Origin of the sequence: Methylocystis rosea SV97, from assembly GCF_000372845.1 — a bacterium.
Classification (GTDB): Bacteria; Pseudomonadota; Alphaproteobacteria; order Rhizobiales; family Beijerinckiaceae; genus Methylocystis; species Methylocystis rosea.
This window is the reverse complement of sequence record NZ_KB889963.1, coordinates 1,962,342-1,984,677: the sequence shown is the minus strand read 5'-3', so window position 1 is coordinate 1,984,677 and position 22,336 is coordinate 1,962,342. Positions and strand designations below refer to the sequence as shown.

Here is a 22,336-nt window from a genome sequence, read left to right as displayed (position 1 = left end):
AGACTACCGCTGCTGGGGCATGCGCGTCGTGCCGTCGATGACGCCCATGATCTTGCGCATCAACCCGGGCGCGATCGCCGAAAGCGGATTGACGCTGATCGAGGGCGATGGGAGCGCGCCATAGAGGCGATAGCTCAGCGCAAAGACGCCTTCATGCTGTCCGCCGGCGAGCACGACGCCGACCACCGGAATATTCGACAACAGATTGTTCAACGCATAGGCGGGCACATATGAGCCCACAAGGTCCAGCCGCTCGCGCGGGAAGTCGATGTAGCCGTCGAAGGTGAGGCCGATCTCGGGACCCGACAGCACGCCCTCGCGCACGGTAAGCTGTCCGCCCGACCAGCTGAAGTCGCTCTCCAATCTGCCGACGCGAACGAGGTCGGGGTCGAAGCGGTAATTGCCGCGATCGTCCGCGCGCGCCGTTCCGCTTTGCGCCATCAGCTGGCGAACGGTCGGTTCGCCGCGCACGAAGAAGTCGCGAATGCGCAAAGCGCCATCGGCGCGGTTCTGACTAAGTTGCACGGTCGCGCTCAGCGCGCCGCTGTCCATCTTTCGATAGATGTCGAAGAAGGAGAGCAGCGAGCCTCCGTCGTTTGTCGCAATTTCGAGTTGCGACTGGTTATCCTGACCGCGCCCCATGCCGACCGTGAGCTGCTCGCGGCCAAAAAAGCCCTTAAGCGCCACCGCGCGGGGCTTGCCGCCGCGACGCTCCAATTTCAGTTCGACGTTTGCGAGAATTTGCTTGCCGTAGCCGGTGACGATCGGCGACTTGAAGTCGAGATCGAGGTCGTCGACGCTGCCCTTGCCGCGTTCGGCGCGCAGCAATCCCTGCATGATCGGACGTGCGTCGAAATTTGCTCCGCGCGCGACGATCTTGACCAACTCGCCGCTGCGCTGCACGTCGACGCGCATGTCATCTCCGGGCGAGAGTCGCGCCTGCGAGAGACGGGCGGCGCGGAATGCGCCTTCGCGTCCGAATTCGATGACGCCCTGCGCCTGCGTCGGTCCCGCGTCGAACACGAATTGCTCGAGCGACATCGCCTCGCCGTGGCGCGTCAGCATGAACGAAGACTTTGCCGGCTTCCCCGCCGGCTTTACGAGACCCGGCAGCGGGTTGTCGAAATTCGTCCGGGTGAGATCGAGGTCGATCTGCGTATCGACGTTCTCAACCGGGATCGGCGTGCGTATCGTCGCCAGAATCGGGCCGCTGACGCCGGCGATGGCGTAGCCAGCGCGCTGGCGCGCAGCATCGTCAAAAGTGAATGCGACCTGCGCCTGTGCGGGCCCCTTGTCGCCAAAGCCGCGGCGCACGTCGAGGGTGGCCGGCGCGCCAAAGATTCGGCCGGTTCCGTTCACGCGCAGTCCGGCTGGATCAGCGACGATATGCAACGCGCCGCTCTCGAGCTTCTCCCTGCCGATCAGCTTCTCGATCACAAGGTTCGAGGTCGTCGCGTCGATGGCGAACGTCGTGGCCGCGTCGCGCGCGGTCGCCCCTGTCTCGAAATCGACGCGCAGCCGACCTTCGAGGGTGCCTTTCAGCGCGCCTGCTTCGACGGGGATAGACGCGTGGTCGGCGATCGCCGGCAACGAAAGCAGGTCAGAGACGGCTTCGACGTCGCCGCCCACAGCGACCTCGACCATCGCGGGCGTCGGCCGCAGCGCGCTGTCGGCAACGAGGAAGCGACCAGACGACAGTGCGAGGCGTCGACGCGGCCCGGTCTCCATGGCGCCTGAGCTCGCGTCGAAAGACGCCGTCTGTCCGGTGATCCGCAGTCGGCCGTTGATGCCGGTGAGCGGCGCCATGCCCGGCAGGATGTCGGACACTGTCGCATCGACGATGTCGCCTTCGGCGAACAGCGAGCGATCCGGCGGCGCCTGCTCGTAGCGCATCGCGTTCAGCGCCGCGCCGTCGAAGTCGGCGGCATATTGGGCGCGCTTCAGGACGCCGACCGGCACATGATCGACGAACCAGGTGCGCACGGACGGCGCGACATGGGTCGGCCATAGACGCGCGAGCGCGCGTATCTGCGTGTCCTCGATTCCCATCTTGAGTATGACGCGGATGTCGTCGCGCCAACTCAATGCGCCGTTGAGGTCGACGCGCGCATCGGGACCGGCAAAGGCGAATTTGTCGAAGACCATCTGACGTTCGTCGCGAAACAGGCGCGCATTGAGCAGTCCGTTGTCAATGCGGACATTTTTCTCTCCCGCGCGCTCAGGCGCGACCACGGTTGGCGCTTTGAGCCGCAACGCGATCGTCCATGGCCCATCCAGGCTCGCCGCATCGGCGATGGTCCTCGCCCCGTCAGGTGGGCGCGCCTCGCCGACGATGGTCATGTCGAAGCCGCCAGCCTTGAACACGAGCGGTGCGATTGCGACCTTGCGCGCGGCCCTGTCCCACACCGCGACGCCGGCGATCTTCTCGATCATCACCGGCTCGTGATCCGGCTCATCGAAGCGGAAATAGCCCCGGCCGATTTCCATTTGGCCCGACGCTTCCAGAACCTCGTCGCCCGGACCAAGCGCGAATCTCAGGTCGAAGGAGAGCGGCGCGTCGGTGTCGAAGCGGGTTGTGCGGAAACCGCCGGCAAGCGAAATCTCATCGATCGAAAAATTGCGAAACTGCGCGTGGAAATCGCGCCGTCCTCCCGGCGCGCCCTTTGCGACCGCGACGGCCGTCCAACGCCCCGAGGGACCACTGGCCGCCGCGGAGAAGCGCATACCGTTGTCGCCCTTGTCGAGGCTGAGCGTCACGTCTTCATAGCGGATGGCGCGATCGATCGTGCGGTCGTCGATGGTGAGCCGGCCGTGCGCCACGCCGAGGCGATCAAGCGCGGCGATTGGACTGTTCGGGCTCGTAGCGAAGTCCATGAGCCCGCGCAGGGCCCCCGCAGCGTCGCGCAGCAGAGTTGCGCGCTCGATTCCTGCGCCACCGGCCGGCGCGGCCCCGTCGGTCGCCGTCGCAGGCGCCTTGGCCGGAACCGGATGCGCGCCCGCGGAAATGGCCACGGATCCATCCGGATCGACGGAAAGTCGCAAGTCCAGATCAAGAACCTCGAGCCGGCGCAGCTTTATGCGGCCGATCAACAGGGAGCGAAGGTCGAGCGACAATTCCGCGCGCGGCGCCGCCACGATGGGACGACCGTCTTTCTTGACGATGAAATTGTCGACGGACAGCGTCGGGCCATGATCGCCATTGCCGATCGCGGCGGCGCCCAGCGAAAATTCGTAGCGGCCGCCTGCGAGTTCGTCGAGCGATTCGACGATGCGCGGCGCGAGCCAAGCAAAGGTGATGGAGCCCTGCGAAAGCAGCAGGAAGAAGCCGCCGAACGTCAGCGCGCACAGCAGCACTGCGGCAAGCCCGCTGAGCATGATCAGGCGGGGAAGTCCGCGCGGCGGCGCCCAAAAAAATGGCGATCGCCACGCCGCGCGACACGCCCGCTGAATCGCGCGCCGCGCCCTATCGACGACGATATCGCCGCCGCTAGGCTTGCGCCCCGTCCTGTCGGTCAATTGGCCTCGCTCTCGGCTCGATCGCAGCGCGGACGCGGGCGGTTACGCCGGTCTTGCCGGCTGGCGCGCAGTCTGCATTCTACGCACTGATTTTAGCTGCAGATGCGACGAAAGGAAGGCGCCATGAGCACGACCGTCGGCAAGGCCGAAACTACACTTAAGGAGGGAGCGAAGAAGGGAGGCTTGAAGGAGGGAGATTTGGCGCCGGCCTTCGATCTCCAGGGGGCTGGCGGCGAAAAGATCTCTCTCGCCGCCCTGAAGGGCAAAAAAGTCGTGCTCTATTTCTACCCTAAGGACGACACGTCGGGCTGCACGAAGGAAGCGATAGAATTCAACGCCTTACGCGAGAGTTTCGCGAAGGCCAAGACCGTGGTCGTCGGCATGTCGCCTGACCCGATCAAGAGCCATGACAAATTCCGCGCGAAATATGAATTGTCGCTGCCCCTCGCGTCAGACGAGGGAAAGGACACGCTCAGCGCCTATGGCGTCTGGGTCGAGAAAAGCATGTATGGCCGTAAATACATGGGCGTCGAGCGCACGACGGCGCTCATCGGTCCGGACGGGCGCATCGCCAGGATTTGGCGCAAAGTGAAGGTTCCCGGCCACGCCGAGGAAGTTCTGGCGGCGGCCAAGGCGCTGTAAAGCGCCTTTCGGCCGCCGGACGCTTCAGTTGTGGTCGTGTTCGGCTTCGGGAGGGGCGGAATCGGCCGGAGTCGCCGCGCCCGAACCCTTTTTGGCGATGAGCCTGGCCATGTCCTCCGATCCCTTCTTCGCCGCGGCGAGATCAGGCTTGGCCGCCAGCGCCGCTTCGTAATCGGCCTTGGCGCGGGCGAAGTCCTTCTTGGCCCGCCAGGCGTTGGCGCGGTTGACAAGCGCGCCGACGTAGCTGGCGTCGATTTTCAGCGCCGCGTCGAAGTCGGCGATCGCCTTATCGAATTCGCCCTTGGCGTAGTGGCAGGCGCCCCGTCCATTGCGCGCCGCCGCGAGTTTTGGATCGCGCTTTGCGGCCTCGGAAAATGCCGCGATGGCCCGGTCATGATCGCCTTTCCCGTGATAGAGAGCGCCTGCGGCGACGTCCGCCGCCGTTGATTTTGGGTCGGCTTTCGCGGCGTCCCCGAGATCGGCCAGAGCCTTCTCGACATCGCCTTTCGTGCGCCAAACATAGGCGCGCGCCAAAAGCGCGGCGGCGTTCTTTTTATTGGCGGCGATCGCCTGATCATAGTCGGCGAGCGCGCTGTTGAGGTCGCCCTTGGCATGATGCGCGGCGCCGCGCGCGGCCAGAATCACCGATGATTTAGGTTCAAACTCCAGCGCTTTGCCGAAGTCCTCGAGCGCGTGCGCGTAGTCGCCTTTCGCCTGATAAGCGCCGGCGCGATTGACATAAGCCGCCACCTTGTTGTGCGGGGTCTCCTTGTCGATCTCCTGAATGACTTGCGTGCAGCCTGCGATGCGCGCGTCAGGGTCAGGCGCGCGGCACTGGCCCCACGCGGGGCTGACGCCGCCCTTATGCGCAGCCATGGCGGGCGCGCTGACGACGAGAAGTGAAGCGGCGATAACAGCCGCCGGACACCGCGCCCGCGCGGCCGCGCGCGCTGCGAGAGTGAGACGCTCATGCATGAATTGGGTGGCTCCCCGGATAGAGTGGCGGCGGCATGCTACCCCATCAGGCATCGGCCGCAACTTGGAAATCTTGGAATTCCAGAGGCCGGGGCTGTCTTTTTGCGACAGTTGAGCGGTCTATGCGCCCCCCTGCTGGACCGCATCGGCGCCACGTTGCAGCTTTTCGCGCGGTCCAGTGCGGACGTGGCCTCCGATGGTCTGCGAATTTTCGGCAAAACCGTGTATTTTGGTCGGGCCGAGCCGGCCGAGCGCCGCTGAAACGTCCTAAGTCGCTCCTTGGGACTTCAGACCGAGACCAAAAACGTTTAGAACCAATTCAAATGAGTCTTCTTACCACCAATCCCGAACTGACGGCGGTCTGCGACCGTTTCGCTCAGCATCCCTTCGTCACGGTCGACACCGAATTTTTGCGCGAAACCACGTTCTGGCCGCAGGTCTGCGTCATCCAGCTGGCGTCGCCGGAAGAGGCTGTGGCGATCGACGCTCTTGCCGATGACCTTGATCTTTCGCCGTTTTTTGGGCTCATGGCCAATCCCGACGTCGTCAAGGTGTTCCACGCCGCGCGCCAGGATCTCGAGATCATCTGGCGCCTCGCCCGACTCATCCCTGCGCCGATCTTTGATACGCAGGTCGCGGCCATGGTCTGCGGATTCGGCGAACAAGCGTCCTATCTCGAACTGGTGAAGGCGATCACGCGCGCCAGTCTCGACAAATCGTCGCGATTCACCGACTGGTCGCGCCGACCGCTGTCAAACGCCCAGATCGAATACGCCATCGCCGACGTCACCCATCTTCGCGACATATACACAGCCTTGCGGGCGCGGCTCGAACGTTCCAATCGCCTCGACTGGCTCGTGGACGAGATGCAGACGCTCACCTCGCCCGCGACCTATGAGCAGCATCCCGAAAACGCCTGGGAACGGCTGCGCCATCGCGCCCGCAAGCCGCGCGATCTCGCCGTTCTGATGGAGCTGGCCGCCTGGCGCGAGTTCGAAGCGCAAACGCGCGACGTGCCGCGTTCACGCGTCCTGAAGGATGACGTGCTCCTCGAGATTGCTCAAGCCGCCCCGCGCTCTGTCGAAGCGCTCGGCAATTTGCGGTCCTTTCCCAAGGGCATGGAGCGCTCCCGCGCGGGAACCGACATCATCGCCGCTGTGGAGCGCGGCCTTGCGCGCGATCCCGCTACAGTGCCGCGCATCGAACGCGACCGACGCAACTCAAATGGCGCGACGGTCGAGTTGCTCAAGGTCTTGCTCCGTCAAGTGTCGGAGGAGACTGGCGTCGCCGCCAAGATGATCGCGACGGTCGAAGACCTCGAAGCCGTCGCGCATGACGATCACGCCGACGTTCAGGCGCTGAAGGGCTGGCGGCGCGCGATCTTCGGCGAAAAGGCGTTGGAGTTGAAGCGGGGTCGCCTCGCGCTCTCGGTGGAAAACGGCCGGGTCGTCACCTTTGACTGGCAGGCCGCGGACGAGCCCGCAAACGTTGAATAAGCCTGATGCTTTTACTGCAGCGCAGCAATACTGCCGCGCCATTTTTGCGCCCAAGCAAGCGGCTGACGAATATTTGTGCGCCATCAAAAATCTTTTAATATCAAATAGATAATTCGACATTACGATAAGTTATTGCACTGCGATATTGCCGTGCTGCAATGCAGTAACTACCTTCCATTCCGAGCGGGGCGCAGTTCGCTGCGACGGTTTCGCGTTAAGCCGGCCCTGCTCCGAAACGGAAGGATAAGATATGACTACAGGAAATCGAATTGTCGCGGCGGCGTTCGGCGGAGCGCTGTGCCTTGCAGCAAGCTCGGGCCTGTCCGCAGCTGATGCTTCCCTGACGATGAAGCCGCTTATGGCGGCGAGCTTTGACGCCGGCCCGAAGCATGTCGTGAGCTATTTCGTGGGCGGCGAGAACGGCTGCCGTCTGACCATGATGGTCATCGATTCCGCGTTGGAGGAGGATCCGACGCCCGTGACCCCGGCGACGCGTCTCGTCGTCACCGTCGCGGACGGAAAAGCGGCGTTTTTCGACTCTGCCGTCGGCACGTCGTTGCGCTTCAATTGCGCCACTGGCGCAGAGACCATGCGCGTCGACAAGATCAATCGAGTCGCGCGCGCTCCGGGTGAATAGTGTCAGAGAGCGGCGCGTCCTGTGACGCGCCGCCGAAGGCCCAGAAATGGCCTGCGGGTCAGTGCGACAGGAATTTGAACGGCTCAGCGGGAACGAATTTGTCCGAAACTTCGCCCGCAAGAATTGGACTGCCCGTGAGGTCGAGCTTTGCGGGCTTGGCGCCCGGTTCGAGCTTCAGTTTCGTCAGCTCGACCCAGAAGATCGAAGGGTTCAGCGTCGGCTCGAAATAATAGAGCCGATCCTTGATGTCAGTGACCGAACGCCATCGCGTCGAGGCGATGTTCGGCTCCTGCGGATCAGTGATGCCGAGCGGCACCGAGACGTTCCGAATGATGGAAAAGACGCTGGCGATCGCCACGCGCTTGTCGTCGACTTTCGGCGTCGCGTCTAAATTCCAACTGGCGCGGGCGAAGCGATCGGACGCGCGATGCGTGCCGGGAAGGAATTTCGACCCCCCGATCTCGACCCAATAGGTGTTGAGCGCAAGCTGCTGATCGAAAGGCGGCGAATTGGTCATCACCGTGTATTTCGGGTTGTGGTGAATGACGAGCTTTCCGCCAAGATATTCAAGTATGGCGCTGTCGCCAGATTGATCGGCCAGCGCCATATGGCTCGCCGCTTTGACGCCGCCGGGAAGATCAGGCGCGACGATCGCGAAGGGCTCCTTTTGCAGCGCCTTCACCGCATCAGCGACGTTCGCGTAGTTGTCGAGAACATATTGCGCCCAGCCGCCGACGGACAGCAGCGGCTTCTTGGAGGCTTTCGGGTCTCCGTAATCCGCCTCGGCCAGATAGAGAAGATTAACCGCGAGCCCTGCGTCATTCATGCCTTCAGCCGTGGCCGCGTTGTAAAAGTCGGCGATGAGCGAACCATATTTCGCAGTCCATTTGATCGGCCCCGGACCAACGCCGCCGTCGCGCGCCATGCCGCGCGGGAAAGACCACAGGCTGGTTCGCGGATCGACGTCCCAATCCATCGTCCGACCCACAAGATAGTCCTTGTCGCTGGTCGCATAGAGCACGCGCGTGCAGGCGTTGGCGCTCGCGCTCATCAATACGACCGCAACGGCGACCGCCAGAAGCCCTTTGGCGAATTGCTTGTCCATATCAAATTCCTTTCAAATAAGTTCGTTTGGGGAGTGAGCCGCTTTTGCGTTCAGGGCGCGATCTCGATCTGCGCGTCGGCGCCCATGAGCTTGCCGAGCGCCTTCAGACGATTGAGCACGCGCTCGCTCGCAAGATCGGCGTAAGCGGCAGGCAAAGTGAGCGTCGCCGCACGATCGCAGACCCGCAAGCGCGTGCGCGGCAACACGCCGGGCATCGACGCTGACAATAAATAGGCGACCCGCATGAGCGCCCCGAGAATGCGCGCGCGCGCGAACAGTCGCGTCGTCAACAGCGTGCGCAAATCCGAAAGGCCCTCCACCCCGTCGAGGCCTTCGTGCCGGAAGACGATTGCAAGCGACAGGAAGGCGCGGCCCGGATGATCAATGGCGACGAAGGGCCCCTGCGTCACGATGTTCATGGCGCGCTGCGCGCGATATTCCGGATGAGCGCGCCACGCGATGTCGGAGAGCAGGCAGGCGGCGTGGCGTAGCCGGCGCTCCTCGTCGGTTTCGTCTATGCCGCTCTTTTCCATATAGGCGTCCGTCCAATCGATGAGATCGTCGCCATAGCCCGGCGCGCGGGCGAATGTCGCTTCCAATTCGCGCGTCGCCGCGATCAAGGGGTCGACGCGCCGTTCGGCCGGCGACAGCCGCTCATACAACAAGCCTTCGCGCACGCCCGCGGCTGAAATGACGATTTCGCGAGGCTTGGCGCGGCGGATGATCTCGTCAAGCACGATTGCGCCATAGGCGAGCAGAGGCCGGCGCGCCGCCGAAACGAAGTCGATATCCTCAAGCGCCTCACTGTCGATATGTTCAACAAGTTCAGCGAAGTCGGCGGCTTCGCTTGTCTGTATGCGGTAATGATGCATGACGCCGAGCGCATAGTTGCGCTGACGCATGTGGAGTTTGGCGAGCGATCGCCAGGTGCCGCCGACCGCATAAAAGGTGCGGCCCTTAAGATGATCGAGCGGCTTCGCGTCGGCGATCGCCTTGCGGGCGATGCGCGTCGCCTCGCGCATGGAGCGTCGAGAGGCGTCCATCAGCGCGAGTCCGCCGAGCGGCAGGGTGATCCCCTTGCCGAGCGCTTCCTTGTGGACATCTATCAGTTCGAGCGACCCGCCGCCGAGATCGCCCACGACGCCGTCCGGCTCATGGATCGCCGAAATGACGCCAAGCGCGGAAAGCTCCGCTTCGCGACGGCCGGAAAGCAGCGAAATGTCGCGCTGAATGGCGTCGCGCGCCGCGTCGAGAAAAACGTCGCCGTTCTTGGCGCCGCGCACCGCCGCGGTGGCGATCACCTCGATGTCGTCGACGCCCATCGTCTCGCAAAGCGCGCGATAGCGGCGCAGCGCCTTCATCGCCTTGTCGACGCCTTCGTCGGGCAGTCGGCCTGTCGTGACGACGCCCTTGCCGAGACCGCACATCGCCTTTTCGTTGAAGATCGGGGTCAGCGCGCGCGCGAGCGCCTGATAGGCGACGAGACGCACCGAATTCGAGCCGATGTCGACGATTGCGACAGGTTTTGGCGCGGAGTCGGAGCGCTGCGTCGCGCCGCGCGCCGCCGCCTCAAGCATTTTGGCCGCGCTTTAAGAGCGAGCGCGGCCGCCAGTCCTTGAGCGACTTGCCGCGTCCCGAAAGCGAGGGATTGGTCATGAAATATTTGTGCGCGTTGAATCGCTCCTCGCCCTCGGGCGGAACGATGCGCAGCGACGAGCCGTCCGGCAGGACGCGATAGCTCTGCTCATTATCGATCAGATTGGCGAGCATGATCTGATCGAGCACCTGCTGATGCACCGTCGGATTGACGATCGGCATCATCACCTCAACCCGGCGATCGAGATTGCGCTGCATCAGGTCGGCGGAAGAGATGTAGACGTGCGCGCGCGGATGCGGCAGCACATGGCCCCCGCCGAAGGCGTAAACACGCGCGTGTTCCAGAAAGCGGCCGACGATCGACTTCACGCGTATGTTGTCGGAAAGTCCCGGGACGCCGGGGCGCAGACAGCAGATGCCGCGCACGATGAGTTCGACCGAGACCCCCGCCTGCGACGCCGCATAAAGGGCGTCGATGATTTCGGGATCGACAAGCGCATTGCATTTGGCCCAGATGACGCCAGGCTTGCCGGCTTTCACAAAGGCGATTTCCTGTTCGATATGTTCGAGAAGCTTCTTCTTGAGCGAGATCGGCGACACCGACATGCGCTCGAGCCCGGCGGGCTCCGCATAGCCGGTGATGTAATTGAAGATACGCGAGATGTCCCGTCCGATCACCGGATCGGCGGTGAACACCGAAATGTCCGTGTAGATGCGCGCCGTCACCGGATGATAGTTGCCAGTTCCGACATGGCAGTAGGTGACGAGGCCGCTGCCTTCCCGGCGCACGACGAGCGACAATTTGGCGTGCGTCTTGAGCTCGATGAAGCCGAAGACGACTTGCGCGCCGGCGCGTTCGAGATCGCGCGCCCAGCGAATATTCGCCTCCTCGTCGAAGCGGGCCTTCAATTCGACGAGAGCGGTGACCGATTTGCCCGCCTCGGCGGCTTCTACAAGCGCGCGCACGATCGGACTGTTGTTCGACGTGCGATAGAGCGTCTGCTTGATGGCGATGACATTGGGATCGCGCGCCGCCTGTTGCAGAAACTGCACGACGACGTCGAAAGATTCGTAAGGGTGATGGACCGCGAGATCCTTCTGCTTGATCGCGAGGAAACAGTCGCCGCCATTGTCGCGCACCCGTTCCGGAAAGCGCGGATTGTAGGGCTTGAATTTCAGTTCCGGCCGGTCGAGCGCGACGAGTTCGGAAAGATCGTTGAGCGCCAACATGCCGTCGATCTCGAATGTCTCCGGCTCGTTGACGTCGAGCTCCTCGGCGACGAGCGCGCGCAAGCTCGCCGGCATGTCGGCCGCCACTTCGAGCCGGATCACCGAACCGCGCCGGCGCCGCTTCAGCGCGGTCTCAAAAAGCAGCACGAGATCTTCGGCTTCTTCCTCGACTTCGAGATCGCTGTCGCGGATGACCCGGAACAGCCCCTGCGCCCGCAGCAAATAACCCGGAAACAGCCGCTGCGCGTTCATCGCAATCAGCGTTTCGAGCAGCATGAAGCGCTCGCGGCCGGCGACGCCCGCCGTCGCCGGCAAACGCACGAAGCGATCGATCTTGGGCGGCAGGCGGACCAGCGCCTGCAGCGTCTTGCGATCGCCGGGGCGCACGAGTTCGAGCGCCAATGTGAAGCCGAGATTGGGGATGAAAGGAAACGGATGCGCCGGATCGACCGCCAGCGGCGTCAGCACCGGAAACACGCGGCTGAGGAAATATTCCTCAAGCCACTCGCGGTCGGCCTTGGACACGTCCGCGGGCTCGACGATAATAATGCCGACGTCTTCAATCTCGGCGCGCAGCTCGCGCCAGCGCCGCAATTGCTCGCTGGTCAAGAGCGTGACGCGTTCGGTGATCTTCGTCAGCTGCTCGGCGGGCGTCAGCCCGTCTTCCGAGCGCGCCGTCACGCCGGAGCGCACCTGCCCGCGAAGGCCGGCGACGCGCACCATGAAGAATTCGTCGAGATTATTGGCCGAGATCGACAGGAAACGCAGTTGCTCAAGCAACGGGTGACTGCGGTTGGAGGCCTCCTCCAGCACCCGGCGGTTAAATTCCAGCCAGGACAGCTCCCGGTTGATGAACCGCTGTGGAGAGACCGCAAGCTTGGCGGGATCCTCCACGAGAATCCCGTCGGCGCAATCCATAACGGCGATATCGGCGCCCGTACGCTGGGCTGCGAGCTTATCTTGAATATGCGGCTTCATTTCCACTTCCGGGTCCCAGCCATCATGCCACAGGCCTGTGCGGCGACGAAATCATTCGACCAACCATCAAGTAAACTTCTCAATAACCTTGGCCGCGAGCGCCCGTGTGACAGGCCGCCCCTGCGCCAACGCCTCGCGGTCGAGAGCGGCGACAAAGGCGCGTGCGGCGGCAAGCGAGCGCTCCAGCCTCAGCGCGGCGAAAGCCAGCGCCGGCGGTTCGACGAGGAGCTGTCGATCCGCGAAGAGCTTCACCAAAACCGCGCGCATCAACGTCTCGTCCGGCGCGCCGATTTGGACGATCGGGGCGCGGCGCAAACGCGACAGCAGGTCGGGAAGCCGAATGTCCTCCGCCCGCGGCGCACTGGCCGCGCTCATCAGCAGGAAGGCGCCGCTTTCGTTCACAAAATTCAGGAGATGGAACAGTGTGGTTTCGTCAGCCGCCCGGTCGACGTCGTCGACGACGATGGCGCGCGGCGCCTGCGCGACCAGAACTTCCAGGGTCGGCAGGGCGTCGGGCGCAACGACAAGCGCGCCCGCGCGCGCCGCCCAAATGGCGCACAGGTGGGATTTGCCCGCGCCGGCGGGCCCGATCAGCGCGAGAACCCGATCCGGCCAATCCGGCCAGCGTTCGATCATTTCGAGCGCCGCGAGGTTCGACTCGGCGGGCAGAAACTCTTCGCGTCCGAAGCGCGGCGTCGTCGGCAGGTCGAGCGGTAACTGACGTCCCGGCTCGCATGTCTCCGGCGCGCCGGCCTTAGTCATGCGCGGTCGGGGATCGGGTGCTGATAGAGCGCGCTCCCGCGGTAGCGTTTTGCAAGAAAGCGCATGAAGGCGCCGAGCGCCGCCGCGACAGGCACGGCGACGATGAGGCCTGTAAAGCCGAACAGCGCGCCAAAGGCGAGCAAGGCGAACATGAGCCAGACCGGATGCAGCCCGACGGAAGCGCCGACGAGCCGCGGCGAAAGCACATAGCCGTCCATGATCAGTCCGGTCGTCACGATCGCCACCGCCTCGATCGGCAGATTGATATGCGGCCAGCCCTGAACGATCGCGACGATGATCGATAAAACGAAGGCGGTGACGGAGCCGACGTAGGGGATGAAGCTCAGAAAACCCGCGAGAACCCCGATGAGGAAGCCGAAATTCAGCCCGATCGCCGAAAGCCCGCCCGCATACCAGACGCCAAGGAACAGGCAGACAAGCGACTGCCCGCGCACGAAGCCGGCAAGCGCGCGATCGATGTCGCGCGCGAGCGAGCGCACGTCCTCGCGATGGCGCGGCGGAATCAGATCGTCGATGATGGCGACCATGTGATCCCAATCGACCAGCATGTAGAAGGCGACGACCGGCGTGATCACGATGAGCGAGACCACGTTGATCAGCGCATAGCCCCGCCACAACAGCGATTTCACGAAATCGCCGAGCAACGTCGCGCCCTGGCTCGTGAGATCGTTTATATATTTTTGCGCATCGAAAGACGCCGCGGCGCCGCCCAGCCCGAATTCCTGCAGCCAGCCATTGATGGAATCGCTGGTGAAGCGCTCGCTCCATTGCGTCAGGAGCCCATGCAGCGTCTGCAAATAGCCCGGCAGCGATGTGATGAAACCCGCAAGCTGATGCGAAAGAATCGGCACCAGAATAACGGCTGCGGTCCCGACGACCAGAAGAAAGACGACGAGCAGGAGACCCGCGGCGCCCAGCCGAGAAAGGCCCAGCCGCTGCAGCCGATCGGCCACGGGATCGAGCAGATAGCCGAGCGCGGTTCCGGCGACAAAGGGCGCAAGCACCGGGCTCAGGAAATAGAGCGACAGGCCTAGCGCCAACAGCGTCAAGCCCCAGAGCGCGAGCTGCCTTTCAAGGCTCAGCCCCGCCCATTGCAGCTGCCGCATCTCGGCGCCGTCGCCCGCGTCGAGCGGCGGCGGAATGACCGCCGGCTGCGCAGTATCCGAGCTGAGCGACGGTTTTCTCTGTGACATGTCACAGCCTCATATGCTGGACCCAAAGCCACAGATAGACGCAGGCGGAAGCAACGGTCAATGCGGCGACGAGGGCGATGAGCGTCACATTTAGCAGCGGAATATGAAGGCCGTATGCCTGAGCGGCCAAAACCACGCCCGCGAACACCAGTTGCGCGGCGGTGGTCGCCTTGGAAGAAAAGTGTGGATGCACCTTCATCGGCCGGCCCATGAGCCAGGACAGCGACACCGCGCCAGTGATCATGACATCGCGAAAGACCACCATGATTGTGAGCCACGCCGGCAGCGCGTCGACAATGGCGAGCGTGACGTACATTGAAACGATCAGCGCCTTGTCTGCGATGGGATCAAGAATCGCGCCGAGTTCAGATTGGAGATGGTAGGTCCGGGCCAGCCAACCGTCGAGGGCGTCGGACAGGCCGGCGACGGCGAATAGCAGGAAGGCGGCGGTCCATTGACGCTCGACGATCAAGATGATCGCCGCTGGCGTCAGCACGAGACGGCCGATGGTGATGAAATTCGGAAGAGAAGCGAACCAATTTTTTGTCATGATGCATTATCTGGCGCACGCGCCAAGCTTGTCACCACTTGGCCGTCGCGCCGCGCGCGGCTGGAAGAAACAAGCGCCGCGAGTCCGAGCGCTACGGCGACGAGCGCCAGAAGCAGCGTCGAAATGGCGTTGATCTGTGGCGAAACGCCCAAACGCACTTGTGAGTAGATGCGCATCGGCAGCGTCGTCGCGCCAGGGCCCGTCGCAAAACTGGCGATGACAAGATCGTCGAGAGAAAGCGTGAACGCCAGGAGATAAGCGGTGACGATCGCTGGCGCGATCTGCGGCAACGCCACGCGGACGAAGGCCCCGAACGGCGTCGCCCCGAGATCCATCGCCGCTTCTTCGAGCGCCGGATCGCTGTCGCGCAACGCCGCGAGAATCGCGACCGTCGTGAAACACATTGTCAGCGTCACATGACCGATGACCAGCGTGATGAAACCTCGTCCGACCCCGAACGCGACGAAACACGTAAGCAGCGCGAGGCCGAGCACGACCTCCGGCAGAACGAGCGGCGCGTGCACGGCGCCAAAAAACAGGAAACGCGTGCGAAAGCGGCCGAAACGCGTGAGCGATATGGCCGCCAGGAGGCCCAGCAGGGTCGAGATCGTGGCCGAAGTCAGCGCGGCGGCGAGGCTGATCTTCGCCGAATGTAGAAGCTGCTCATTCTCCAGGAGCGCCGCATACCATTTCGTCGAAAATCCGCCCCACACCGAAACGAGTCGCGACGCGTTGAAGCTCATGACCGCGAGAATGACGATCGGCGCGTAAAGGAAGACGAAGCCTATCAGCAGAGTCGCGCGCCGCGCCCAGGAAACGACCGCGCTCATCAGGCGCCTCCCTCATCGGCAAGCCGCGCCCGCTCCCACAGCAGCAGCGGAATCATCAACACAGCGACGAGCACGATCGCCGCGGCCGAGGCCGCCGGCCAGTCGTGATTGGAGAAGAAGTCGTTCCACAAGGTTCGCCCGATCATCAGCGTCTCGGAGCCGCCGAGAAGATCGGGAATGACGAATTCGCCGACCGCGGGAATGAAGACGAGAAGCGCGCCGGCAACGACGCCTTCACGCGAAAGCGGCAGCGTCACGCGCAAGAACACTTGCGCCGGCGAAGCGCCGAGATCCGCCGCCGCTTCGCGAAGGCTCGGGTCCTGGCGCTCCAGCACCGCATAAAGCGGCAACAGCATGAAGGGCAGATAGGAGTAGACGATGCCGACGACAACAGCGCCCGTCGTCGCGAACATTTGCAGCGGCGCGGTAATAAGCCCCAGCGCCATCAGCGCATTATTGATCAGCCCTTCATCCTTCAACAGCGCGATCCAGGCGTAGACGCGGATGAGAAAGCTCGTCCAGAACGGGGCCGCGGCAAGGCCGATGAGAAGGGGACGCAGCCGCTCGGGCGCGCGCGCCATGGCGAGCGCGAAAGGATAGGCGATGATCAGCGTGATCAGCGTCGAGACCGCGGCGATCGTAAGCGAGTATAGATAGGATTCGAGATAAAGCGTGTCGCTGACGAGGGCGCGATAGGCGTCAAACGTAAAAGTCTGCGCCTTGGCCCAAATGGCGGCCAAACTGTCGGAAGGCTCGAAAATCGGCCGATAGGGCGGGCGCGCCAGCACCGACTGCGAAACGGAGATCTTGGCGATGAGCAGCATCGGCGCAAGAAAAAAGGCGCCGATCCACAGATAAGGCGCCGCGATCACGAGCCGCTCGCCGAGCGAGAGTTTGCGGCGTGCGCTCATGCCACGGCGCCGCCGTAAGCGCCCTCAACCTGAGGAGCCTGCGCAGCAGGCGTCTCGAAGGATGAAGGCGCGGCTTCCCGCGCGACTGGATTTCCTCGTCCTTCGAGACGGCCTCTCCGAGGCCTCCTCAGGATGAGGAAATCCGCGTTGCGCCGCGCATTCATTGTTAACCTCACCCTATCTCTCCTCCGCGAGAAGCGCGCCGGCGCCAGGCGGGAAGCTGAGCCTCACCGAGTCGCCGATCGCGTGGCGCTCGCCATGGCTTGCCGCCGCCCGCAGAACGATGTTGCTGGCGACGCGCACCCGCAGCAGCGTCGTTTCGCCGCGAAACACGAAATCCTCGACAAAGCCCACGATTCCCTCGCCGTCGCGCGCAACGCCGATCCGCTCGGGGCGCACGCTGAGCGTCGCCTGCGCGCCGTCCGGAAGATTTCCGGGCTCGCAGGGGATTCGTCCAAACTCGGTGATCAGCGCCGCAGCGCCGTTGCGGTCCAGGCGTCCCTCGATGAAATTCGTTTCGCCGACGAAGCCGGCGACGAAACGCGTCGCGGGCCGGTCGTAAATCTCCATCGGCCCGGCGACCTGCTCCACCCTGCCCGCCCGCATCACTGCGATGCGATCGGCAAGCGCCAGCGCCTCATCCTGGTCATGTGTGACGATGACGAAGCTCGTTTGCGTCCGCCGTTGGATTTCCTTGAGCTGAAACTGCGTCTCTTCACGCAGCTTGCGATCGAGCGCGCCGAGCGGCTCGTCGAGCAGCAGCATTTTCGGACGCGGCGCGAGCGCGCGCGCCAGCGCGACGCGCTGCTTCTGTCCGCCGGACAGCTCGGCGATTCTCCGATGGCCAAAAACCGAAAGCTGCGTCATCGCGAGCAATTCGTTGACGCGCGCGTCGATGGCGTCTCTGGTCTCGCCCTGCCGGCGCAGTCCGAAGGCGATGTTCTCGAACACGTTGAGATGCGGAAACAGCGCATAGGATTGAAACATCATGTTCACAGGGCGCCGGTTGGGCGGCACGCCTGAAAGATCGACGCCGCTCAGCGCGATCGTTCCGGCGTCCGGCGACTCGAAACCCGCAATGCAACGCATCAGCGTGGTTTTGCCGCAGCCCGACGGGCCGAGCAGCGCGAAGAATTCGCCGGCCCCCACGTCGAGCGACACCTCCTCGAGCGCAACGACCGCGCCGAATTTTTTGCTGACGCTTTTAATCGACAGCAGCGGCGCGCTCACCCGCCCGCCTCGTCGCGACGAAACTCCGCGCGCCAATGGCGAGCGAGATGCCCGCTCGGTGGAATATCTTCGAGCGAAACGAGCCGCAGGCCGGCGACGGCGAACGCCTCGATGTCCTTCCGCGCGAGCGGCCATGGCGGGCCGCTAATCTCCTCATTGTCATCGCGCGCCCGCGAGATGACGAGCAGCGTTCCGCCCGGCGCGACAAAGGCGGCGAGCGCCCGCGCAGCGTCGGGGAGAAGCGTCTCGGGAAGCGCCTGCAGCGTGTAGAGTTCGTGCACGAGATCGAAGGCGCCGCGCCATTCCGATGGCGCATCGAAGAGATCGGCGGCGTGATAGTCGACCTTGCTCTGAGGAAAGCGCTCACGCGCCCATTGCACGGCGCGCTCGACGAGATCGAACGCGACGACATGCGCGCCGGCGCGCGCCAGCGCTTCGGCGTTGTCGCCCAGTCCGCAGCCGACGTCGAGCGCGCGAAGGCCGATGAGCGAGCGGGCGGCCAGCCAATCTTCAAGCAGCGGGCGCGGCTCAAGATGCACCCAGGGCACGCCCGCCGGATCGCCTTCCGCTAGCGAATAGACGGTTTCAAACCATTCCCGGCGCTTGGGATCAGCCGCGATTCCTCCCGAGCGTTTATGCGGATCAACGGCGTCGAGCTTTTCGCGCGCTCGGGCGCGGCGCTCGGCGAAATCTTCGTTTAGGACTTCGGTTCGCGCGCCTTCTCTTCCCATCCGCCGCTCTCGCTCTGCTGGTGATAGACGAGGCTATAGCCCAGATCGCGCAGTTCTTTCCATTGCGCGCGCGCGTCGGCAAGTTCGGCGTCGTCGCGTCCGTCAAAAACCAGCGCGGCGCGTTCGCGGGGCGCACTAGAGCCGGCGAGCGCGGGAGCGATGCGCGCGCCCTCGATGAAAAACCGCACCTCGGCGTCGTTGGGGTTGTCGGTCTCGCAGGTGAGATAGATCGGCTGCGCCTCCGGCGCGCCGTCCGCTTTCGTCCCGTGTGGGAGAAAGCTCTCCGGACGATACGACCAGAGATCTGCGTCAAGTTTAGCAAGGCGCACATCGCTCATCGCCTGCACGATGGCGCGCCAGCCACGCGCGCGTGAACGCTCGAGGAGCGTTGGCAGCGTCTGCTCCACCGTGGCGCGGGTGAGATGATAGAAGGCGATCTCGGGCATGGCGGGCACCTTTCGGCCCCGGCTATGTCGGAACTCTCCCTCTCGCGCAAGTTTTAAGGCTGGCCGCTCTTCCTAGGGGCGCCCTCAGCCCGGCGTCCAGGAGGGCGGATCGCTTGCGGGAAAAGATTCAAGGCCAGCCTGGTAGACGTCGTCTTTCGGCGCCTCCCAAACCCCGCTGATGGTCAGGGCGTTTTTGACTTTGAGGGGCGAAGCGGCTGTTGAAGCGGCGTATTCCGCCTCCATCCATTCAGCCGCCGAGGCGACGGAGCCCTTGAGCACGACGTGTCCCTCGACGATCTCCACCGAGATCGACTTGGCGTCCGCCAGAGGGCTTTTGTCGAGAGCCTCGCGGACGGCGTCGCGAAGCTCCACTGTGTCCATATCGGTCATCGCAGCCTCGGCCAAAAGCGCCGCAGCCCCAAGGCTGCGGCGCGGCGCTTTGCAAGCTCTTACATATGGGCCGTGGTGACCGATCGTTCCATGGGCTTCGTGAAGCCGATCGCGAGCAGGACGACAGCCAGGAATGCATGCAGCCAATGGTCGGCGTGGTTCATCTCCACCAGCCCACCGAACTCTGCGACGTTTGGCGCAAGGAAGCCGAGGATGGCGATCGCCGTATAGACGATGGCCACTGTGCGAATCATGAGGACCGGGACGCCGAAATAGGGGCTGAGCAGCAAGAGCGCTCCGGTGATGAGATGCACGAAGTTATGGGCTGTATTCACGTGGAAGTAGCCGCCGTCATAGACAATCGGATTGGGGATGAACCCCAGCAGGCCGACCGCCACGAACACGACGCCGAGAATGGTCGCGATAAAATCCGCGTTCCATCGAGATTCGATCATGATGCGTTCCTTTCAGTCCAGGACCAACTGAACTGACCATCAGATTGGGCGGCGCGAAATAATTTCCATTAAAAATGCGCAATATACTAAGCTGCAAAGCTATAGTGAGAGCGCAAAGCTATAGCGATCTGGGTATAATCCCGTTGTTTCTTCGCACTTCGGCTTGACGACGCAAGCGAAGCGGTTAAGCATCGAGTTTGATTGCTATTGTGGGATGCGGAGAGACCGGACGTCATGTTGGCGGACCAGATGCGACCGACCGAGCGGGACGACGACATCGCCGACATCGAGCCGCTCTGGGCGGTTCGCGCGAACGCCAGGCTCTGTGCCTTTCGATGGCCTAATATCGTGCTGCTCACAATGATTGTACCGTGGTTATTTCTGGCGGCTTCTGGGGGAGCCGTGACAGACCTAGCAGTTACAGCAGCGATTATAGCCATGTCGTACCCTATCTTGTTGCTGCTACACTACTATAGGGTGGGCAAAGGCCTCATCTACGTTGGAAGTCGTCGTGGCATATCAACGTGTTATTGCGTTCAGGAAAGGGCTAATGTTTTTTTTGTTAAATATTCTTTGGAGAGCTATGACTATGACATTGCTACGTCTGTTAAAATATTTGAGTTCAATAGTGGTTTCGCGATATCGCTTGGGCGGTCTTTCGCTGCATCATCTTCAGGAGGTGGGGCGAGCTTTTTTAAGCCTGTTCCGGCCGGCCCTCTCGCAATCGACAAGAATCCATATTACAGTTTTGTCTTTGAGCTCGATAAAAGGGGTGTATGGATGAATAAGGCCCGTTCGGCGATTCAAGACATAAGCATCGACAAGAACATTGTTAGCAGTTTTATTTCGATGAAAGTGAAGAGCGCACGCTATGTGCCTATACTATTTATGCTCGACACGATTTTTTGTGACAAAGAACATGCGGAGATGATCGTTGGAAGCATTTTGAGTTCCGACCGATTCGTTGAACTGCAAAAGGCGGAACAGCGCTATAATAATAATTTGGAGCGGGGCGCCTGAGGCGGCGACAAGCGCCGTCTCTAGACGCGTTCGCAGGCCCCGAGCCGCTACCCCTCATAATAATCCCGCACCAGCCGGTCGAGCAGCCGCACGCCCCAGCCTGCGCCCCAGCTCTGGTTGGTGTCGCTCATCGGCGAACCCATGCCCGTGCCGGCGATGTCGAGATGCGCCCAGGGCGTCTTGCCGACGAAACGCTGGATGAAATGCGCGGCGGTGATCGAGCCGGCATGCCGGCCGCCGGTGTTCTTCATATCGGCGAATTTCGAGTCGATCAGCTTGTCATAGGCGGGACCCATCGGCATGCGCCACAGCTTCTCGCCGATGTGGTTCCCGGATTTGGTCAGGCGTTCGGCGAGTTCGTCGCTATTGGTGAAAAGCCCGCAATATTCCTGGCCCAGGGCGACGAGAATGGCGCCGGTGAGCGTCGCCAGATCGATGACGGCGGCGGGCTGATGCTTCTCTATAACGTATGTCAGCGCATCGGCGAGGACGAGCCGACCTTCGGCGTCGGTGTTCACGATCTCGATCGTCTGGCCCGACATGGATTTGACGATGTCCCCCGGCCGCTGCGCCTTGCCGTCCGGCATGTTCTCGACGAGGCCGAGCACGCCGACGACATTGGCCTTCGCCTTGCGGGCGGCGATCGCGTACATGGCGCCGGTCACGGCGGCGGCGCCGGCCATGTCGCCCTTCATGTCCTCCATCGAGGCGGCGGGCTTGATCGAAATGCCGCCGGAGTCGAAAACGACGCCCTTGCCGACGAAGGCGAGCGGCGCCGCGCCCTGGGCGCCGCCGCTCCAGCGCAGCACGACGAGCCGGGCGCCCGCCTCGGACCCCTGCGCGACGCCGAGCAGCGCCCGCATCCCGAGTTCGGACATCGCCTTCTCGTCGAGGACCTCGACCTCAACGCCAAGCTTCATCAGCTCCGACGCGCGGCGGGCGAATTCCGGCGGAGTCAGGACGTTCGCCGGCTCATTGACGAGAGTCCTTGCGAGCATGACGGCTTCCGCCAAATGGCCGCCATCCGACATCGCGGCGCTATGGCCGTCCGGATCGGCCAGGGCGACGACGACCTCCATCGGCCCGTCGCGATCCGCCTCGTCCTTCTTCTTTGTCTTGTAATGGTCGAACTTATAGGCGCGCAGCCAGCCGCCGAGCGCGAATTGGCCGACCGAATCGTGAGCGGCGGAAATCCCTTCCGGCAGGTCGAACAGCACGACCGCCCGCGCCCCAGCGCCCATTTTCGCCGCGGTTTGTCCGCCAAGCGCCACGAAGTCCTCGAAGGGCTTGGCGGCTTCGCCGCCGTCGGTCTCCTCCGCGGCGCCGAGGCCGATCAGAATCACCCGACTCGCCGGCGCGCCGGGAGCCGCCAGAACCTCAAGCGACGTTCCCGATTTGCCCTTGAATTTCGCCGCCGCGGCGGCGCGAGAAAGATGCGCGGCCGCATCCTTGAGCACGCTGGCGGCGCGCTCGCCCATGGCGAGATCACGGCCCACGAAGACGACGAGGGTGCGCGGATGCGCGGCGTCCTCGGGCTGGCGCAGCAGCGCTTCAGCGGCGTCGAAGGGCTGGAGTTCATATTTGGCGTTGACGAGCATCAGGGCCTCTTGCCTCCTCCGCCG

The 22,336-nt window shown here is 63.3% G+C and carries 20 protein-coding genes; 4 read left to right on the top strand and 16 right to left on the bottom strand.

Annotation, left to right across the window (positions count from 1 at the left end; all coding sequences use genetic code 11):
• Positions 1-3: 3 nt before the first annotated feature.
• Complete coding sequence (locus tag A3OO_RS0110335; protein WP_018407771.1) at positions 4-3,516, bottom strand: AsmA-like C-terminal region-containing protein; 3,513 nt, start codon at positions 3,514-3,516, stop codon at positions 4-6.
• 123 nt (positions 3,517-3,639) lie between these two features.
• On the opposite strand from A3OO_RS0110335, the gene A3OO_RS0110330 reads away from it, so the two are divergent.
• Entirely contained in the window at positions 3,640-4,158 is a 519-nt protein-coding gene (locus A3OO_RS0110330; protein ID WP_051080407.1) for a peroxiredoxin, read from the top strand.
• 24 nt (positions 4,159-4,182) lie between these two features.
• Here the strand turns inward: A3OO_RS0110330 and A3OO_RS0110325 are convergent, their stop codons facing one another.
• Entirely contained in the window at positions 4,183-5,133 is a 951-nt protein-coding gene (locus A3OO_RS0110325) for a tetratricopeptide repeat protein (protein WP_018407769.1), read from the bottom strand.
• Between the two features lie 323 nt (positions 5,134-5,456).
• On the opposite strand from A3OO_RS0110325, the gene rnd reads away from it, so the two are divergent.
• Positions 5,457-6,629, top strand: coding sequence for a ribonuclease D (gene rnd, locus A3OO_RS0110315; RefSeq protein WP_018407767.1), 1,173 nt, complete (start codon positions 5,457-5,459; stop codon positions 6,627-6,629).
• 250 nt (positions 6,630-6,879) lie between these two features.
• Positions 6,880-7,266, top strand: a complete 387-nt coding sequence (locus A3OO_RS0110310; RefSeq protein WP_026222873.1) for a hypothetical protein — start codon at positions 6,880-6,882, stop codon at positions 7,264-7,266.
• Between the two features lie 58 nt (positions 7,267-7,324).
• Here A3OO_RS0110310 and A3OO_RS0110305 read toward each other — a convergent pair whose 3' ends face one another.
• The 13 genes from A3OO_RS0110305 to A3OO_RS0110245 all read right to left on the bottom strand — a co-directional run bounded on the left by A3OO_RS0110305 (position 7,325) and on the right by A3OO_RS0110245 (position 19,694).
• On the bottom strand, positions 7,325-8,371 hold the full coding sequence (locus A3OO_RS0110305) for a linear amide C-N hydrolase (protein ID WP_018407765.1): 1,047 nt from the start codon (positions 8,369-8,371) through the stop codon (positions 7,325-7,327).
• A gap of 50 nt (positions 8,372-8,421) precedes the next feature.
• Positions 8,422-9,948: an exopolyphosphatase gene (gene ppx / locus A3OO_RS0110300; RefSeq protein WP_018407764.1), complete on the bottom strand. Its 1,527-nt coding sequence runs from the start codon at positions 9,946-9,948 to the stop codon at positions 8,422-8,424.
• Entirely contained in the window at positions 9,941-12,175 is a 2,235-nt protein-coding gene (locus tag A3OO_RS0110295; protein ID WP_040573803.1) for an RNA degradosome polyphosphate kinase, read from the bottom strand. The genes ppx and A3OO_RS0110295 overlap by 8 nt, the downstream gene beginning before the upstream one ends.
• Before the next feature lie 66 nt (positions 12,176-12,241).
• Positions 12,242-12,937: a P-loop NTPase family protein gene (locus A3OO_RS0110290; RefSeq protein ID WP_018407762.1), complete on the bottom strand. Its 696-nt coding sequence runs from the start codon at positions 12,935-12,937 to the stop codon at positions 12,242-12,244.
• Positions 12,934-14,151, bottom strand: coding sequence for an AI-2E family transporter (locus A3OO_RS0110285; RefSeq protein ID WP_018407761.1), 1,218 nt, complete (start codon positions 14,149-14,151; stop codon positions 12,934-12,936). The genes A3OO_RS0110290 and A3OO_RS0110285 overlap by 4 nt, the downstream gene beginning before the upstream one ends.
• A gap of 1 nt (position 14,152) precedes the next feature.
• Positions 14,153-14,701 carry a CDP-alcohol phosphatidyltransferase family protein gene (locus A3OO_RS0110280; protein ID WP_018407760.1) on the bottom strand — a complete coding sequence of 183 codons (549 nt, stop codon included), beginning with the start codon at positions 14,699-14,701 and terminating at the stop codon, positions 14,153-14,155.
• The gene (locus A3OO_RS0110275; protein WP_018407759.1) at positions 14,698-15,531 is read right to left on the bottom strand and encodes an ABC transporter permease; all 834 of its coding nucleotides are present in this window, start codon (positions 15,529-15,531) and stop codon (positions 14,698-14,700) included. Before A3OO_RS0110275 ends, A3OO_RS0110280 begins: the two co-directional genes overlap by 4 nt.
• The gene (locus A3OO_RS0110270; RefSeq protein ID WP_018407758.1) at positions 15,531-16,442 is read right to left on the bottom strand and encodes an ABC transporter permease; all 912 of its coding nucleotides are present in this window, start codon (positions 16,440-16,442) and stop codon (positions 15,531-15,533) included. The genes A3OO_RS0110275 and A3OO_RS0110270 overlap by 1 nt, the downstream gene beginning before the upstream one ends.
• Before the next feature lie 177 nt (positions 16,443-16,619).
• The gene (locus A3OO_RS0110265; protein ID WP_018407757.1) at positions 16,620-17,672 is read right to left on the bottom strand and encodes an ABC transporter ATP-binding protein; all 1,053 of its coding nucleotides are present in this window, start codon (positions 17,670-17,672) and stop codon (positions 16,620-16,622) included.
• A complete protein-coding gene (locus A3OO_RS0110260) occupies positions 17,669-18,403 on the bottom strand; it encodes a class I SAM-dependent methyltransferase (protein WP_018407756.1) in 735 nt (244 codons plus the stop codon). The genes A3OO_RS0110265 and A3OO_RS0110260 overlap by 4 nt, the downstream gene beginning before the upstream one ends.
• Positions 18,370-18,849 (bottom strand): DNA polymerase III subunit chi, encoded by a 480-nt coding sequence (locus A3OO_RS0110255; RefSeq protein WP_040573801.1) that lies wholly within the window; start codon positions 18,847-18,849, stop codon positions 18,370-18,372. Before A3OO_RS0110255 ends, A3OO_RS0110260 begins: the two co-directional genes overlap by 34 nt.
• 84 nt (positions 18,850-18,933) lie before the next feature.
• Entirely contained in the window at positions 18,934-19,239 is a 306-nt protein-coding gene (locus tag A3OO_RS0110250; RefSeq protein ID WP_040573800.1) for a BON domain-containing protein, read from the bottom strand.
• A 59-nt stretch (positions 19,240-19,298) separates the two neighbouring features.
• Positions 19,299-19,694, bottom strand: coding sequence for a DUF4383 domain-containing protein (locus A3OO_RS0110245; protein ID WP_018407753.1), 396 nt, complete (start codon positions 19,692-19,694; stop codon positions 19,299-19,301).
• 234 nt (positions 19,695-19,928) lie between these two features.
• Between A3OO_RS0110245 and A3OO_RS0110240 the strand changes: the two genes are divergently transcribed.
• On the top strand, positions 19,929-20,714 hold the full coding sequence (locus tag A3OO_RS0110240; RefSeq protein ID WP_156824793.1) for a hypothetical protein: 786 nt from the start codon (positions 19,929-19,931) through the stop codon (positions 20,712-20,714).
• A gap of 47 nt (positions 20,715-20,761) precedes the next feature.
• Here the strand turns inward: A3OO_RS0110240 and A3OO_RS0110235 are convergent, their stop codons facing one another.
• Positions 20,762-22,312 (bottom strand): leucyl aminopeptidase, encoded by a 1,551-nt coding sequence (locus A3OO_RS0110235; protein ID WP_018407751.1) that lies wholly within the window; start codon positions 22,310-22,312, stop codon positions 20,762-20,764.
• Positions 22,313-22,336: the final 24 nt, after the last annotated feature.

What these genes read in the sequence shown, in the direction of transcription:
- A3OO_RS0110330 (WP_051080407.1), top strand. Translation starts at nt 3,640, where the DNA reads ATGAGCACGACCGTCGGCAAGGCCGAAACTACACTTAAGGAGGGAGCG.
- A3OO_RS0110325 (WP_018407769.1), bottom strand. Translation starts at nt 5,133, where the DNA reads ATGCATGAGCGTCTCACTCTCGCAGCGCGCGCGGCCGCGCGGGCGCGG.
- rnd (WP_018407767.1), top strand. Translation starts at nt 5,457, where the DNA reads ATGAGTCTTCTTACCACCAATCCCGAACTGACGGCGGTCTGCGACCGT.
- A3OO_RS0110310 (WP_026222873.1), top strand. Translation starts at nt 6,880, where the DNA reads ATGACTACAGGAAATCGAATTGTCGCGGCGGCGTTCGGCGGAGCGCTG.
- A3OO_RS0110305 (WP_018407765.1), bottom strand. Translation starts at nt 8,371, where the DNA reads ATGGACAAGCAATTCGCCAAAGGGCTTCTGGCGGTCGCCGTTGCGGTC.
- ppx (WP_018407764.1), bottom strand. Translation starts at nt 9,948, where the DNA reads ATGCTTGAGGCGGCGGCGCGCGGCGCGACGCAGCGCTCCGACTCCGCG.
- A3OO_RS0110295 (WP_040573803.1), bottom strand. Translation starts at nt 12,175, where the DNA reads ATGAAGCCGCATATTCAAGATAAGCTCGCAGCCCAGCGTACGGGCGCC.
- A3OO_RS0110290 (WP_018407762.1), bottom strand. Translation starts at nt 12,937, where the DNA reads ATGACTAAGGCCGGCGCGCCGGAGACATGCGAGCCGGGACGTCAGTTA.
- A3OO_RS0110285 (WP_018407761.1), bottom strand. Translation starts at nt 14,151, where the DNA reads ATGTCACAGAGAAAACCGTCGCTCAGCTCGGATACTGCGCAGCCGGCG.
- A3OO_RS0110280 (WP_018407760.1), bottom strand. Translation starts at nt 14,701, where the DNA reads ATGACAAAAAATTGGTTCGCTTCTCTTCCGAATTTCATCACCATCGGC.
- A3OO_RS0110275 (WP_018407759.1), bottom strand. Translation starts at nt 15,531, where the DNA reads ATGAGCGCGGTCGTTTCCTGGGCGCGGCGCGCGACTCTGCTGATAGGC.
- A3OO_RS0110270 (WP_018407758.1), bottom strand. Translation starts at nt 16,442, where the DNA reads ATGAGCGCACGCCGCAAACTCTCGCTCGGCGAGCGGCTCGTGATCGCG.
- A3OO_RS0110260 (WP_018407756.1), bottom strand. Translation starts at nt 18,403, where the DNA reads ATGGGAAGAGAAGGCGCGCGAACCGAAGTCCTAAACGAAGATTTCGCC.
- A3OO_RS0110255 (WP_040573801.1), bottom strand. Translation starts at nt 18,849, where the DNA reads ATGCCCGAGATCGCCTTCTATCATCTCACCCGCGCCACGGTGGAGCAG.
- A3OO_RS0110250 (WP_040573800.1), bottom strand. Translation starts at nt 19,239, where the DNA reads ATGACCGATATGGACACAGTGGAGCTTCGCGACGCCGTCCGCGAGGCT.
- A3OO_RS0110245 (WP_018407753.1), bottom strand. Translation starts at nt 19,694, where the DNA reads ATGATCGAATCTCGATGGAACGCGGATTTTATCGCGACCATTCTCGGC.
- A3OO_RS0110240 (WP_156824793.1), top strand. Translation starts at nt 19,929, where the DNA reads ATGTTGGCGGACCAGATGCGACCGACCGAGCGGGACGACGACATCGCC.
- A3OO_RS0110235 (WP_018407751.1), bottom strand. Translation starts at nt 22,312, where the DNA reads ATGCTCGTCAACGCCAAATATGAACTCCAGCCCTTCGACGCCGCTGAA.